This is a genomic window from Mesorhizobium sp. CNPSo 4684 (assembly GCF_057784315.1).
The window spans coordinates 23,492-37,877 of sequence record NZ_JBWLUX010000018.1; the positions used below are offsets into that span (position 1 = coordinate 23,492).

13 protein-coding genes and 1 pseudogene are annotated in these 14,386 nt (G+C 63.3%); 6 read left to right on the top strand and 8 right to left on the bottom strand.

Going from position 1 to position 14,386, the window contains the following annotated elements:
• Window positions 1-486 precede the first annotated feature (486 nt).
• A complete protein-coding gene (locus AC04SG_RS18255) occupies window positions 487-1,770 on the bottom strand; it encodes a DUF763 domain-containing protein (RefSeq protein WP_488552168.1) in 1,284 nt (427 codons plus the stop codon).
• A 521-nt stretch (window positions 1,771-2,291) separates the two neighbouring features.
• Between AC04SG_RS18255 and AC04SG_RS18260 the strand changes: the two genes are divergently transcribed.
• A complete protein-coding gene (locus tag AC04SG_RS18260; RefSeq protein WP_488552169.1) occupies window positions 2,292-2,936 on the top strand; it encodes a peroxiredoxin-like family protein in 645 nt (214 codons plus the stop codon).
• Window positions 2,937-3,107: 171 nt separating this feature from the next.
• Window positions 3,108-3,989, top strand: coding sequence for a transglutaminase family protein (locus AC04SG_RS18265; protein WP_488552170.1), 882 nt, complete (start codon window positions 3,108-3,110; stop codon window positions 3,987-3,989).
• Between the two features lie 286 nt (window positions 3,990-4,275).
• Here AC04SG_RS18265 and AC04SG_RS18270 read toward each other — a convergent pair whose 3' ends face one another.
• Window positions 4,276-6,231: an acyltransferase family protein gene (locus tag AC04SG_RS18270; protein WP_488552171.1), complete on the bottom strand. Its 1,956-nt coding sequence runs from the start codon at window positions 6,229-6,231 to the stop codon at window positions 4,276-4,278.
• A 514-nt stretch (window positions 6,232-6,745) separates the two neighbouring features.
• Between AC04SG_RS18270 and AC04SG_RS18275 the strand changes: the two are divergent.
• A pseudogene (locus AC04SG_RS18275) lies at window positions 6,746-7,098 on the top strand (cupin domain-containing protein).
• A gap of 53 nt (window positions 7,099-7,151) precedes the next feature.
• Here AC04SG_RS18275 and AC04SG_RS18280 read toward each other — a convergent pair.
• Window positions 7,152-7,391: a hypothetical protein gene (locus AC04SG_RS18280; protein WP_488552172.1), complete on the bottom strand. Its 240-nt coding sequence runs from the start codon at window positions 7,389-7,391 to the stop codon at window positions 7,152-7,154.
• 169 nt (window positions 7,392-7,560) lie between these two features.
• On the opposite strand from AC04SG_RS18280, the gene AC04SG_RS18285 reads away from it, so the two are divergent.
• From AC04SG_RS18285 to AC04SG_RS18295, 3 genes are all read left to right on the top strand, one after another.
• Entirely contained in the window at window positions 7,561-7,794 is a 234-nt protein-coding gene (locus AC04SG_RS18285; RefSeq protein ID WP_488552173.1) for a hypothetical protein, read from the top strand.
• Complete coding sequence (locus AC04SG_RS18290; RefSeq protein WP_488552174.1) at window positions 7,776-8,255, top strand: pyridoxamine 5'-phosphate oxidase family protein; 480 nt, start codon at window positions 7,776-7,778, stop codon at window positions 8,253-8,255. The genes AC04SG_RS18285 and AC04SG_RS18290 overlap by 19 nt, the downstream gene beginning before the upstream one ends.
• An 86-nt stretch (window positions 8,256-8,341) precedes the next feature.
• Window positions 8,342-8,572, top strand: coding sequence for a hypothetical protein (locus tag AC04SG_RS18295; RefSeq protein ID WP_488552175.1), 231 nt, complete (start codon window positions 8,342-8,344; stop codon window positions 8,570-8,572).
• Window positions 8,573-8,587: 15 nt separating this feature from the next.
• Here AC04SG_RS18295 and AC04SG_RS18300 read toward each other — a convergent pair whose 3' ends face one another.
• From AC04SG_RS18300 to AC04SG_RS18320, 5 genes are all read right to left on the bottom strand, one after another.
• Window positions 8,588-9,658, bottom strand: coding sequence for a sensor histidine kinase (locus AC04SG_RS18300; protein WP_488552259.1), 1,071 nt, complete (start codon window positions 9,656-9,658; stop codon window positions 8,588-8,590).
• 769 nt (window positions 9,659-10,427) lie between these two features.
• Window positions 10,428-11,258, bottom strand: coding sequence for a metal ABC transporter permease (locus tag AC04SG_RS18305; RefSeq protein ID WP_352560725.1), 831 nt, complete (start codon window positions 11,256-11,258; stop codon window positions 10,428-10,430).
• On the bottom strand, window positions 11,242-12,036 hold the full coding sequence (locus AC04SG_RS18310; protein ID WP_488552176.1) for a metal ABC transporter ATP-binding protein: 795 nt from the start codon (window positions 12,034-12,036) through the stop codon (window positions 11,242-11,244). Before AC04SG_RS18310 ends, AC04SG_RS18305 begins: the two co-directional genes overlap by 17 nt.
• Window positions 12,037-12,073: 37 nt before the next feature.
• Complete coding sequence (locus AC04SG_RS18315) at window positions 12,074-12,955, bottom strand: metal ABC transporter solute-binding protein, Zn/Mn family (protein WP_488552177.1); 882 nt, start codon at window positions 12,953-12,955, stop codon at window positions 12,074-12,076.
• 319 nt (window positions 12,956-13,274) lie between these two features.
• Window positions 13,275-14,336 (bottom strand): maleylacetate reductase, encoded by a 1,062-nt coding sequence (locus tag AC04SG_RS18320; protein ID WP_488552178.1) that lies wholly within the window; start codon window positions 14,334-14,336, stop codon window positions 13,275-13,277.
• Window positions 14,337-14,386 lie beyond the last annotated feature (50 nt).

Here is a 14,386-nt window from a genome sequence, read left to right on the forward strand (position 1 = left end):
AGCGCGACCTCGTTCCATAGTTTTTGCGAGATGTGAGAACCCCTTGTGCGAGCATTGCGGGATGAGGGTAAGCCAGCGTCACCGCTTGTCAGCCATCATCCTCCCTTTTTTGATCCGTTCGCCACGCGCAGCGTGAAGGGTGGACCAATTCAGTGAATCAAGTCCTGAGCCGGAAGGTGCCTACCGAAGCATTTACACAAGGGTAGCGCCGCCCCTCATCCGCCTGCCGGCACCTTCTCCCCGTATAGTTAACGGGGAGAAGGGAACAGCCGCGACCTCGGCGCCCTTTCTGCGACGTTGGCGATTGGCGAAAGCGGCGAGGACAGCATCTTTCTCCCCGTCACTATGGGGAGTTGAGGAATGGTCCGCGAAGCGGACGAAAAGCCAACTGCTTGGCTTTTCGAATGACGAACGTCCGGCAGGACAATGAGGGGCGGCGCTGACAGACGATCCTTATCAATGCGTCAGGCCGATTCAGCGTGCGTGCTAGGCACCCTTCTTCAGCGGCTTCCGCACTTCACCATCCTCCGGCGCCTTCTCCCACCCGAACACACTGCGCCCGCCAAGCAGATGCGACTGGTCGAACTCGCCGGCGACGATCTCTTTCAGGCTCGGCCCGGTGACGTAGCGCTCCAGCCGCCGCGCTTCACCGTCCAGCCGCTGCAGCGCGTCGAGCTCTTCCTCGCGGCCGAGCTTGGCCTTGCCGACGGCCGATTTCAGCACCGCGATCGTCTCGTCATAGACCTTCAGCGGCACCGGGAAGGGGTGCCGGTCCTTGCCGCCATGGGCGAGCGAGAAGCGCGCCGGATCGGAGAAGCGGCAAGGCGCGCCGTGCACCACTTCCGCCACCATGGCCAGCGCCCGCACGGTGCGCGCGCCGACGCCTGGCACCAGCAGCAGTTCGGGAAAATCGGCCGGCCCGCTTTCGATGGCGGCGGAAATGTTGCCGTGCAGCCGGTGCATGACGATGTCGCTCTCGCGCACGTCATGATGCGCCGGCATCACCAGATTGGGCAGCATCGGCTGCGCCGCTGGTTTCGCAGGCAGCGCTTTCGGCGACGGCGGCTCCAGCACGGCAAGCTCGTCCAGGATCCGCTCCGGGCTCATGGTCTTCAACAGGTCGAGCTGGACGGCCCGCGACGGCTCGGCGCGGTGGTCGGTCAGGTTGACGATCTCGCCCTGGGCCTCGCCCTCGATCGCCGCATGCGGCTGGTCGACGAAGCTGGTCAGCCCTTCGGACAACCAGTGGTAGCGGCGGGCCTGCCGGCTGTCGCCATTCATGCCTTGCTGCACCACCACCCAGCGGCTGTCGTCGGTGACGATGAAGCCGTGCAGATAGAGGTCGAAGCCGTCCTGCACGGCGGCGCTGTCCACCTTGGCGACCAGGCGGCTGGCGGTGGCGAGCGCCGCGCCATCGATGCCGACGCGCTCGCCGATCGCCGTCAGCTCCTGCGGCGTCTTGCGTGAATGCGCGCCGCGCCCGCCGCAGACATGGATGCCGAGCTCGCGCGACATCGGGTTCAGCCCGCGCTTCAGCGCGCCGACGACCGAGGTGGTGATGCCCGAGGAGTGCCAGTCCATGCCCATGACGGCGCCGAAGGACTGGAACCAGAACGGATGCGCCAGCCGCCGCAACAGCTCGTCGCGGCCATAGTGATGGATGATCGCCTCGCACAGCACGGCACCCAGCCGCGTCATGCGATCGCCCAGCCATTTCGGAACCCGCCCGCCATGCAGCGGCAGGTCCGCACTGCCGCTTCGCTGCGTCAAAGTTTTGTTCTCCGTGTCTAGGTGCCGCACCGGCTGCGCGCCTGAGATCTAGATGGCATCTGGGTGGAGATTTGCAAGTGTGGTGGGCGCAGCGCCCGTCGCCGCTCGGCTAAGCGCAAGCCTGGGTGAGAACTCGGCTTCGACTACGGCAAGTTTGACTTCGTCATCCACCAGGGCCAGCCAGTGCTGCTCGACGCCAACCCGACGCCAGGCCGGCCGAAAAGCGTGCGCTCGATGCTGGTGGGGGCGGCGGCGAATTTGGCAGATGGGTTTGAGGGGATGATGGGCCGTTGTGTTGTCCCATGGCGCGGATGAGACGACCCGCCATTTACCGCAGCACTCGAGACGGCTTGCGAAACGGGCGACCCGCAGATGCTTTTTCGTGTTATAATGCGCTTGCAGTGCACGCAATCTCGACCTCGGCAAAATGGCAGAGGTCGAAAGCTATTTTTGTCTTGGCGCCCCGGCACGGGCTCAACTCCGAAACGCTGGTGTGCTTATCCGGGGCGAGGAGGTTGTCCATGTCCACGAGTAGTGTCGACCGCCCACTGCAGCCGGGCGACCGGGCGCCGAATATTGTGCTCGATGCGATCTCCCGCGAAGGCAAAATCGCGCTGGACGATTTTCGAGGCCGAAGCCCGTTGTTGATCGGTTTGTTTCGAGGCCTGCACTGTGCCTTCTGTCGGCGCAATGTCGCGGCAATGGCGCAACTCGAGCCGGCCCTGCGTGAGAGAGGCGTCGAATGCCTGGCGGTGGTCAATACGCCGGTCGAGCGGGCGCGGCTCTATTTCCGTTACCATCCGGCACCCGACCTTCTCGCCGCATCCGACCCGGAGCGGGCCTCACACCGTGCTTTCGGATTGCGCGAGGTCGGAATGGACAAGGTCATGGGGCTCCGGATCCATCTCCCAGGCGAGTTGCCCAAGCCTATGGACCCCATGGCAATGGATGAGTTTCTCAACAAGAAGGAGGGGTATGAGATTACGGAAGCCGATCAGCAAATGATGGCTTCCGCTAAGGAGCTGCTTGTCGGTCAGTTCCTAATCGACCGAGGGGGCATTGTACGCTGGAGCTTCACTGAAGGTCTGGAGGATGGCCCCGATATTACGTTCAAGACACCGAACCCCGAGGAACTGATGTCGGCGGCTTCCCAAGTTGCACATTAACAGGCTGTCAGAGGCTGACGTTCGCGCCTTAGGAACGGCGCCTGCGCCATCCGATCGCGCGAGGGTCGCCTGCGCGAAAACACTCCGCGCATGCCCCCAAACATGCCCCATCGGATGCACATCGAAAACACTATATGATCGCGCCGCAGGTGAATTTTCCGACGGACGCCGATGCCGATTTTTTCAGTCAAGCACACGACCGTCTATCGCTATCGCCAGCCTGTGAGCTTTGGCGAGCACCGGCTGATGTTCAGGCCGCGCGACAGTTTCGATCAGCGGCTGCTGGACCATGCTTTGTCCATTGACCCCGAGCCGAAGGCGGTCGGCTGGATCCATGACGTTTTTGGCAATTGCGTTGCGGTGATCGATTTCGAGGGTTCGGCCAAGGAACTCCGTTTCGCCACAGACATCCGGCTCGATCATACGCCGCAGAATGCGCCGGATTTCCGCATCGATGAGACCGCGCTGAATTATCCGTTCTCCTACGATCCCGACGAGGCGGCCGACCTCGCTCAGACCATGGAGCGCCATCATCTCGACGATGGCGACGAGGTCGGCAAATGGGCGCGACAGTTCGTCAGTGCCACGGGACACACCGAGACCGGCAAATTGCTGATGACGCTCTGCTACGCCATCCACGAGAGCTTCGTCTATTCCCGGCGGGTCGAAACCGGGACGCAGCCGCCGCTGATGACCTTGCACCTGCGCAAAGGCACATGCCGGGACTTTGCGCTTTTCATGATGGAGGCAGTTCGCTCGCTGGGCTTCGCTGCCCGCTTTGTGACCGGCTACGTCTATGTGCCGAGCCGCGACAGTGCGGATGTGCGCGGCGGAGGCTCGACGCATGCCTGGTGCCAAGTCTACCTGCCTGGCGCCGGTTGGGTCGAGTTCGATCCCACCAATGGCATTGTCGGCAACCGGGATCTGATCAGGGTGGCCGTGGCCAGGCATCCCAGGCAAGCCATACCGCTTGCTGGAAGCTACTCCGGCAGTGCCTCGAGTTTCCTGGGGATGACCGTTGAGGTGAAGGTGACGAAGGAAACCGGCGCATAGGCTCCCTCGGCGTGGCAGTGGCCGCCGACAGGGGCTGGAGCCGGGTGAGAGGTGCTCCGCCTGGAGAGCATCTCTCACCTCGCATTTGCCCCGATCCGGGAGGGGACAGATCCGAGCAATGTGACCTCTCCCTCGAGGAGAAAGGTCAGGCCGCCAGCGCCCCCGCTGTTCTCATCTCACTCCTTAAAGCCCGCCGCACTGAACGGTTTCAGTCGACGCGCTTTAAGTCTTTGTTTCCATGCATGTCGTTGTCCCAAAACCGCTGTACACTTTTGGGCGACATGCATCAAAACAGCGCCTTCTCCACCACCGGCTCCAGCGATTCCGCAAACGGCGTCGCCAGGTGGTGGCGGTCGCGGTAGGCGAGTTTGCCGTTGATGAAGGCGTGGCAGGTGTTCTGGTCGCAGAACTGGTTGGTCAGGTCGATGTAGCTGGCGCCGGGCACGGCGCGCACAATGTCGCGCTCCATCGCCGCGCCGGCGTCGTTGGCGGCCTCGGTCCGTTTCTGGTCGCACAGCGACGGCGTTTGCCCGCGCCACAGCGCACGCGCCACGCAGGTGTCGACATGGTCGTCGTTGAACGGCACGTCGCGGATGAAGGCGACCTTCAGTCCGGCCCGGCTGAATGCGGTGAGCGTCGCGCGCAGGCCGGCGCGCGCATCGGCATCCCGGCTTTCGGGCATCTGCATGCCGACCGACATCTTGCGCAAACTCGACTGCGCGATCTCCGAAATCACCACCAGGCTCGGCCGCGCGGCGATGATCTGCCTGATCGATCGCTCGCGCCACTGATCGCATTCGGTGTAGTCGCGTTTCAGCTTGCTCACCCAGACCGTCATCCGAGAGGCCCGGCAGGAGGATTTGAGCCAGGTGACGACCTTGGTGTTGTTCTTCTCAGCCGCCTCGATCAGCGGCGTCGACCAGTGGTCGGCATGCGAGTCGCCAAACAGTGCAATCGTGTGCCCGGCGTTTCTGGTTCCGAACACGCAGGCTTTTGGCGTCACCGTCTCATAGCTGAGAACGCAGCCGGCCTCGCGGGCAGTGGAGGGGCGCGCAGCGCTGGCGGCGATGCTGCGCTGCTGCGGATCGAGATCGTGGACGACCAGCCTGGCATTGGCGTAGGCGGCTGCGACGCCGGTGCCGGTGAGGAGGACAGCCGGCACCAGCGCCCGCGCCGCATTGGCCATCAGCCAGGCGTTGCGGCGGATCGGGTTTTCGATGACATGGTAGGTAAACAGCGACAGCGCCAGCGTCAGCGCCATGCAGCCGAGCCGCTGCAGCGGCGAAAGCTCTGGCACCAGCGTCGCGGCATAGACGATCACCGGCCAATGCCAGAGATAGAGCGAGTAGGAGAGCTTGCCGACCCACTGCAGGGGCGGCAGCGCCAGGACGGCACTGGGGCCATTCCTGACCTCATTGTTCACGCCCTTGCCCGCTCCCGCCAGCAGCAACAGCACGGTGCCGGCCACCGGCATCAGCGCCATGAAGCCGGGGAAGGGGGCGTCCTCGGTAAAGGAGAGATAGGCGCCGGCGATGAGCGCCAGGCCGAGCCATGCCAGCGGCGCGGCGAGAAGCGGGCGGTCCTGCCAGAATTTTTGCGGCACCATGGTCGCCAGCCCGCCGGCGGCGAATTCCCAGGCGCGTAGCGGCGAGAAATAGAAGGCCCAGGGCTGCGCCATGGTGGTGAGCCATGCACAGACGGCGAACGAGATGAGGCCGGCAATGCCGATCACCAGGATCGCGCCGCGCTTGCCGGGGCGCAGCCATGCCGCCAGCACAAGCAGCGCCGGCCAGGCGAGATAGAATTGTTCCTCCACCGACAGCGACCAGAAATGGATGAACGGGTTGCTGGTCGCATCCGCCGCGAAATAGTCGAACGACCAGCGGATCAGCCAAAGATTGATCATGTAGGCCGAGGCGTACATGGCGCCCTTGGAATAGAGCGACTGTTCCTCCGGCGCCAGGATGAAGGCGCCGGCCACCAGCGTGGCAAGGATGACGAACAGCGACGCCGGCAACAGCCGCCTGGCGCGCCTGGCGTAGAAGCGCCACAGGTCCAGCCGTCCGGTCACGACGATTTCGGCGAGCAGATGGCGGGTGATCAGATAGCCCGAGATGACGAAGAAGATGTCGACGCCGGCAAAGCCGCCGGGCAGGCCGGTAAGGCCGAAATGGAAGGCGATGACACCGGCAACCGCCAGTGCGCGCAATCCTTCGATATCGGGCCGGAACGATGCTGGCACGGTGAAACCTCGTCCTGTCGCATGATCCCGGAGCAAAGTCCGCCTGGCCGAGATGCCGGTAACATCTCGCCGGGGATCACACGTGCTGCAGCGTCCCTTCGCGCCGGGATGGACGCGTGGGGCCGTAGCCGTTGACAGCCCGCCCGATGCTAAGACTCGACCCTGCAGGCCGATATCGCAATGCAACAAATCTAACGCAGTGCAACATAAGTCGAGATTCTTCCTTCTCCCCGTTCACGGGGAGAAGGTGCCGGCAGGCGGATGAGGGGCCGCGCCGCCGCTGTTCCAGTATGGCCTGCGCCCTATTTATCTGGTGCGGAATTGGCAGAATGACGAGCGTTCGCGCCGCCCCTCATCTGGCTGCCGCCATCCTCTCCCCGTGAACGGGGAGAAGGACGCTATCCCCGCCACCTTCGCCGATCTCCGACATCGTGGGTCGGCCCCCCGCGTTGCCCCTGTCATGCGCATCGGCTATTTCACCGCCAGCCAATGCAGGCGCAAACGGAGCCCGACCATGACCAACACCACCATCCTCAAATTCGGCGCTGTCGAGCATGCCGATGGCGAAGACCTGCCGGGCTGGATCGCGGTTGAGGGCAGGCCGACCATGCAGACCGCCGTCCAGCACACCACCGCCGACGGCAAGGTAATGTCGGGCACCTGGCGGGCCTCGCCCGGCACCTACCACGCCACCTATACCGACTACGAGTTCGTGCACATGATCGCCGGCCGCATCATCATCACGCCGGATGGCGGCACGCCGGTCGAGGTCGGTCCGGGCGATGCGTTGTGGTCGAAGCCGATTTCAAGGGCACCTGGCAGATCCTCGAGCCGGTGACCAAGCACTTCGTCGTCAAGCTTGCTTGATCGACCGTCGTCAGGGCTTCCTGATCGACGCCAATATCACAGATAGGCGCGCTTCATCGCGCCTGTTTGTCGCGCGTCCTCTGCGGAATACATTGCGGCGCCGATCTGCCGATAATCCTGTTGATTATGGCTTCATCGGCGTCTTCATGGCCGGTGAGTTCGCGCAGCAGATCCCTGGCATGCTGGATCCAATGCCGCTCGCCAATCAGCCCTTCGGCGACCGAAAGCCTGAATGCACTTCTGACAATGTCGAAGTCGTGCGCGGATATGAAGGGTGTGGTGTCGTCTTCCATCGTATGGCTCCCGCCGGGCGGGAGTACGATGTACACTCTCAAGCACCGGTGCCCGTGACATGGCCGGCGACACCGGCATTATATGCTCTGACAAAACATTAGCGAGTCATTCCGGTCGCGGTGGAACCGATCGCCATCCCCGACTGTTGTGTCGCAGGAAGGCGGCCCCATGCCCCTCACGGTTCGAGCCACACTCTGCGAAATCCGCGACGACCTCCATGCCTTGCGCAAGACGGTGGCCGCGCGCGGCCAGATCGAGACGATCCAGGCCATCGATGCGCTGATCGGCGTTGCCGAGTCGGAGGCGGTCCGCGCCATTCGGCGCATCGATCTCGCGCCTGATTTTCAACGCAAACGCTTCAACGAGTATCGACGGGAAGAACAATGGACATCAGGGAGATGACGCAGCAGGAATGCACCGCCATGCTGAAGTCGGCCAGGCTCGGCCGGCTGGCCTGCGTCCACGACAACAGGCCTTACGTGGTGCCGATCCACTTTGCCTTCGGCGACAATTTCATCTTCAGCTTCTCGCTGCCGGGCAAGAAGGTCGAATGGATGCGAGAGAACCCGAATGTCTGCCTGCAGGTCGACGATGTCGGCACCGTTCATGGCTGGAAGAGCGTTGTCGTCGACGGCCTGTTCGAGGATCTGCCCAAACCGCCCGCGCTCGATGCCACGATTCCGGCCAGGGATCAGCAGATCCCTGCGTCCAATCATGACCGGGAATTTGCCTGGTCGCTGCTGCAGAAGCACGCCAATTGGTGGGAGCCGGGAGCGTTGAAACCCGGCCAGGCCGGTTCGGGCAGCCATCTGTTCTACCAGATCAGGATCGAGACGATGTCGGGGCGGCAGGCGTATCGCTAGGCGCGCGGCCCGACAGGTCGACGGGGGCACCGCTCGTCGGTGGAGGCCATCGCAGGATTGGAACGTCTTGGCGCTCGAACGCGTTTATGTCCATCAAGGAGTATCAAAAACAAATGGCCATTCAAACGGATTACCGAACGAATAGAGCCGACTATGCGATTGCAGCAAAGCCGAAGCCGACTGGCGCTGCTGTTGCCGCCGAAGCAAAAAAGAAGGCGGTGCGGCTTGATGATCAGCTTAACGATCAGCGTTCCGCCAGGCTGTCAGCAAATCCGTCGGATACGTCGGACAAGCCAAAACCCAGATCGCGCGGGTAGGTTTGGTCGCCAACGCTAAGCCGCGCGCGGTATCCGCGATGTAAACGTCGCCCTGGTCACCGACACGGTGGTGCCGTTAGAGTCGCTGATGACATCCACCCGGGCTTCCAACTGCTTGACCAGCGCGTCGACGATGGCTGTTCCCAGGCCAGCACTCGGCACGTCGCTGGCGAGTTTGCCGATGCCGTTGTCCGAGACTGTCAGCTTCCAGTCGCTGTCATTGGTCTCGTAGGACACGTGGATCAGGGCTGCAGCCTTCTCCCGGGGGAAGGCATATTTGATAGCGTTGAGCACCAGTTCGGTGACGATCAGCCCGAGGCTGACTGCCTTTTGCGAGTCCATCCTGCCGCCTTGAGCGGTGACCTTGACGGCAATCGGCTGGGCATCGCCGACCATCGACGAGGCCAGGCTGCTGCACAGTTTCGGCAGATAGGAGCCGACGTCGATCTCGTCGATGCCGGCCGAGGTGTGGAGATGGCGCTGTACTTCGGCCACCGACAGCACGCGCTGATGGGCGTCCTTGAGGTGCTGGCGGGTTTCCTCGGAGGTGACGGATCGCGCCTTCAGCAACAGGATGCTGGCGATGATCTGCAGGCTGTTGGCAACCCGGTGCTCCATCTCGCGCAGCAGCACGTCCTTCTGTCGCAGCAATTCTTCGGTGCGGCCAAGAAGCTCTTCCTTCTCACGCTCGATGACGCGGCGCGCCGTTATGTCGTTGAAGGCGAGCAGGATGGTGACGGCCGAACTGTGGTCATAGAGGACCTTTCGCGCGTTGAGCAGCATTGTGCGCTGGCCGATATTGGGGAAATCATAATCGACCTCGAAACCGTCCATGGCGGTCTTCTCGGGGATGATCGTCTCCAGCAACAGACGTAGGGCGGGAATATCCCATTGGCCGTCGCCGAGCGCATAAAGCAAGGCGCCGTGCGTCTGTTCTGGGTCGACCTTGAAGGTCTTGTAGAACGAGCGGCTGGCTGCCAGCACATGAAACTTTTCGTCGAGCACGAGGAAGGGCTCGGCAATCGTATTGACGATCGCCTGCGCCAGCGTTTGCGCGTCCTCGATATTCGCGATGGGGTGGAACAAGGCGCAAAGCCGATCTGGAGGCGCAACGCCTCCGCTCAACTTCATCTTCTACATCATTGCCGGCCTGGAGTCGCGAACTGAATCGATGTGGCTCCCGCTGCCTTGCGCGGTCGCCAGCGTCCCCCTCATCCCGTCGGGAAGAGGAGGACGTAGCAAAGCGAATATCGGTTAAGGGGGCGTCACCCCGTTCGCTTCGAACCGATGCGGATCGAAAAGCTGAGACGATGGCGTTCGGCGGTGCCTTGTCGATGAGGTCGCCCATCAAGATCGCCGCGCCGCTGCCGGGCGACCTTGCCGATGGTTAGCCAAGAGCGAGCGGCGCACTCCGAGAGTGCATGCCGCCCGTCCGGCGCCGGGCCGTCAATGCTGTTGTAACGAAACCCCCCAGCCCCGTCTCAACCGCCACGGCCATGGCGTGACCCATGGCTTGGTATACGCATGCACCCCCGCGGTCTGTCAACGCCCGCCCAGAGGGATGCCGGGAGGTCGATTTTGTGCCTCCCGGCTGGCTTTCCGGGCAACTGCCCGCAGGCCATCTGTCACGACAAAAATCGTTGTAAGTGGCGGTTTTCCGGGCTTTCCCCCGGCTCGGGAGCGGCGACGCCGGCGTCACTTCCGTCGCGATCTAGGCGCTTGAATCGATTTGCCTTTCCGGGCTGAAACGTTTCAGGAGGCTGGTTTTCAACCTGACTTTTTTTGGGTGTAATTCCCTTGCGTCCGTTTTGAACCCGCGAGTTGTTCAGGGCGGCCCGTCATGCCGGCATTGCAATCAGGGATTGCCGTCGGCCAATCGCGCCTCCGGTGCGGCCGTCGAGCGCCGCGCCATGCCGCTGATGACATAGGCGGCAGCGCCCAGCGCCGTGATCCAGAAGCTGGTCGGCCAGTCGGTCAGGAAGGCGAGCGACAGGCTGATCCACGCGATGACGACGGCAAGCGCGATCGAGGCCAGCACGCCGGCGGCGACGCCGCTGGTCAGCCTGAGCGCGGTGGCGGCGGGCGCCACCATCAGCGCGAAGACCAGCAGCACGCCGACGATCTGCACCGCCTCGGAGGTGGCGACGGCGACCAGCACCATGAACAGGGTCGAGACCAGGGTGATCGGCACGCCGCGCGCTTCGGCGAGTTCCGGCTGCAGGCTGGCGAACAGCAGCGGCCGGGCGATCAGCACCAAAGCGGCGAGGATTGCCACCGCCAGCACCGCCAGCACGATGACGGTGCGCAGGCTGATGCCCAGCACATTGCCGAACAGCACGTTGGTCGCCTGCGAGGCGAAGGCGGTGTAGAAGTGCAGAAACAGCAAGCCGAGACCCAGCGACAGCGTCAAAACGATGCCGATGGCGACGTCGCGATGCGCGCGTTCGCCGAGCAGTCCGATACCGATGCCGGCAGCGATCGTGAACACGGTGAGACCCAGAAACGGCGACAGCCCGATCAGGCCGGCACCGGTGGCGCCGGGAAAGCCGACATGGGAGAGCGCATGGCCGGCGAAGGTCTGGCCCCTGAGCACGAGGAAATAGCCGACTGCGCCCGAAACTATGCCGACAATGGTGCAGGCATAGAAGGCGTTGCGCATGAATTCATAGTCAAAGATCGTGGACATGCGCCCCGCTCTCCAGTTCGACATCGTCGGCCATGACGAAGATGCGGCCGGCGACGCGCACCACATTGATGTGCGTGCCATAAAGTTTCGACAGGACCGGGCCGCTGATGACCTCGTCGACGGAGCCGATCGCGGCCTTGCCATTGCCGAGATAGAGCACGCGGTCGACGGCGCGCAGCAGCGGGTTGATCTCGTGCGAGCAGAACAGCACCGCTATGCCCAGCCGCTCGCCGATCTCGTGCACCAGCTCGATGATCGCGCGCTGATGCGCCGCGTCGAGGCTGATCAGCGGTTCGTCGAGCAGAAGCAGTTGCGGATCGCCGATCAGCGATTGCGCGATCAGGATGCGCTGGCGCTCGCCGCCGGAAAGTTCGCCCAGCGGCCGCCGCGCGAGATCGGTGGCGCCGATTGCTTCCAGCGCCTTCCAGGCGGCTTCCTTCTCGGCGCTGGACGGGACCGGCCAGCCCCAGCGATGCCCGCCGACAGCACTCAGCACGAAGTCGAGGCCGCTGATGCCGACATCGCCAAGCGCGCGCCGCGCCTGCGGCATATAGCCGATGGCGGCATTGCCGCGCGTCGGCGGTTTGCCGAGCACGGAGATCGTACCGCCGGCCGGCTTTATCAGGCCGAGTATGGCGCGCAGCATCGTTGTCTTGCCGGCACCATTGGCGCCGAGCAGGCCGATAAAAGCCCCTTGCGGAATCGAAAAGGAGACGTCGGATAAAACCCGGCGTCCCCCATAGGTCAGCGTGACCTTGTCGAATTCAATTGCGTTCATTCAGTCACGTTTATTGGCAGTCACGTTCATTGACAGTTCATTGTGTACGGGCTGCGAGCGCCTTCTGGACCGCATCGATCTGGCCGCCGAACCAGGTCTGGATCGTCTGGCCCGCCGGTTCGGTCTCGGTGACGCCGATGACGGTGACCTTGTTCTGTTTTGCAATGTCGAGCAACCTTGTCGTGGCCTCGTCGGTCACCTGCGAATTGTAGAACAGGATCTTGGCCGAGCCGTCCTTCAGGCTGTTCTCGAATGCCGCCACCTGGGTGGCGCTCGGCTCCGCATCGTTCATCAAGGCCACCTGGAAATCATAGTTCAGCATCTTGAGGCCGAGCGCCTCCGCCATGTAGCCGAAGACAGGCTCGGTGGCGGTCACCTCGGTGCCAGCGTAGGTCTTCTTGACGTCGGCGATTTCCTTGTCAATAGCCTCGAGCGAGGTCTGGAAGGCCTTCAGGTTCGCCTCGTAATGCACGGCATTGGTCGGATCGCGCTTGGCAAGATCGGCGCTCAGCGCCTTGGCGATGGCCGGCAGCGTCGCCGGGTCGTACCACAGATGCGGATTGTCGCCCGACTTCTTGCCGATCAGGTCGGCGGCAACGATGGTCGTGCGGTCTTTGCTGGTCGAGGCTGACAGCAGCTTGTCCATCCACGGATCGTAGTCGGCGCCGTTGTAGATGATGATCTTGGCGTCGGCGATGATGCGCGCCGTCGACGGGCTGGTCTCGAACAGATGCGGATCGTCATCGGGACTGGCCAAGATGCTGGTGACCGTGACATTGCTGCCGCCGATCTGCCGGGCGAGGTCGCCATAGAAATTCTCGGCCGCCACGATGGTCAGCTTGTCTTCAGCGCGGGCGGCCGTGCCGGTCAAAAGCGGCACCGCAACCAGCAGCGCAGCGAGAAAGGGAATGGGGCGCATCCTTGGTCTCCTCTTGCAATCCGGGAAGGCACGTCGCCGGAGAGCTGTCCGTGCCATGTAATTGTATAACGGTAACAATATAACGTTTGCGTCAAAAATACGTCCGATGTCAATGTGCTTTTTCAGCGGCGCACTTTTTCGCGCGCACAAAAGCGTGAGCGGCCCGCGCCGATCTGGCGGGGCCGCTCATGCTTGTCTGCTTGTCGGCGAAATGCGAAAGGGCAGGGGATCGCCGGCACCGCGAGGCCGCCGGCAAGCAAGCCGGTCGCGGCGGTATTCCTGATGAATTCGCGGCTGGTAAGTTCCTTGCGTGTTGCCGTCAGCTTTGCGGACGCCTCCCCTCCCACGCGTCCTGCAACAGGGCGCGGATTGCGGCGCGGTCGAAAGGCCGCGGATTCCAGTATCGGTTCTTATTAGCGATCTCGGCGGCGCGGTCGAGATCTGTCTGCTTGAGGCCGAGTTCTTTCAATGTCAGCGGCGCGCCGACCGCCTTGGCGAAATCGTGGAGACCGCCGCCGGCGCTGCTGCCAAAAATGTCGGCGACCGGCTTCAGCAAGTCGGGCACAGCGCCGGCGTTGAAGCCGATCGTGTGCGGGAGCATCACCGCATGGGTCTCGGCATGCGGCATGTCGAAAGAGCCGCCCAGCGTATGGCAGATCTTGTGATGCAGCGCCATGCCGACGATGCCAAGCACCGTGCCGCACAGCCAGGCGCCGTAGAGCGCATCGCCGCGTGCATCGAGATTTCTAGGCTCCTTGATCAAGACCGGCAGCGCCGTCTTCAGCGCGCGCAATCCTTCGGTCGCCATCAGCGTCGAGATCGGATTACGGTCCTGCGCGTAGAGCGCCTCCGCCGCATGGGCCATGGCGTTGAGGCCGGAGGTGACGCTCATCGCCACCGGCAGGCCGACCGTCAGCTCCGGATCGTAGATCACCACTTCCGGCAAGATCTTTGCGTCACGCATTGTGGTCTTTTCGCCATTCTCGGTCTGGCCGAGGATCGGTGTCACCTCTGAGCCGGCATAGGTGGTCGGGATGACGATCTGCGGCAGGTCGGTGCGGCAGGCGATCGCCTTGCCGAGCCCGGTTGTCGAACCGCCGCCAAGCGCGACAACGCAGTCGGCGTTGATCTCCGTTGCCTTGGCCATTGCCGCCTCGGTTACCTCGATCGGCGTGTGCATGGCAGCGTCCGAAAAGGTGCCCGCCGCCAGCGCGCCGAGCGACTTGGCAAGCGCCTCGCCATCGGCAGCCCGATGCGGCGTCGACAGCACCAGCGCACGCTTGCAGCCTAGTTTCTCGATCCATGTCCCGACCTGCGAGGAGGCGCCGTTGCCGAAGACGATACGCGCCGGACTGCCGGAATAGGTGAACGTCCTTGCCATGCCGCTCCGCTCCCTTTTGCACACCATCAGTATGACCGAGCCGAAATCGA

Bases quoted from the DNA above. Each gene is read 5' to 3' on its own strand.
- AC04SG_RS18260 (WP_488552169.1), top strand. From the start codon at position 2,292: ATGTCCACGAGTAGTGTCGACCGCCCACTGCAGCCGGGCGACCGGGCG.
- AC04SG_RS18265 (WP_488552170.1), top strand. From the start codon at position 3,108: ATGCCGATTTTTTCAGTCAAGCACACGACCGTCTATCGCTATCGCCAG.
- AC04SG_RS18280 (WP_488552172.1), bottom strand. From the start codon at position 7,391: ATGGAAGACGACACCACACCCTTCATATCCGCGCACGACTTCGACATT.
- AC04SG_RS18285 (WP_488552173.1), top strand. From the start codon at position 7,561: ATGCCCCTCACGGTTCGAGCCACACTCTGCGAAATCCGCGACGACCTC.
- AC04SG_RS18290 (WP_488552174.1), top strand. From the start codon at position 7,776: ATGGACATCAGGGAGATGACGCAGCAGGAATGCACCGCCATGCTGAAG.
- AC04SG_RS18295 (WP_488552175.1), top strand. From the start codon at position 8,342: ATGTCCATCAAGGAGTATCAAAAACAAATGGCCATTCAAACGGATTAC.
- AC04SG_RS18305 (WP_352560725.1), bottom strand. From the start codon at position 11,258: ATGTCCACGATCTTTGACTATGAATTCATGCGCAACGCCTTCTATGCC.
- AC04SG_RS18310 (WP_488552176.1), bottom strand. From the start codon at position 12,036: ATGAACGCAATTGAATTCGACAAGGTCACGCTGACCTATGGGGGACGC.
- AC04SG_RS18315 (WP_488552177.1), bottom strand. From the start codon at position 12,955: ATGCGCCCCATTCCCTTTCTCGCTGCGCTGCTGGTTGCGGTGCCGCTT.
- AC04SG_RS18320 (WP_488552178.1), bottom strand. From the start codon at position 14,336: ATGGCAAGGACGTTCACCTATTCCGGCAGTCCGGCGCGTATCGTCTTC.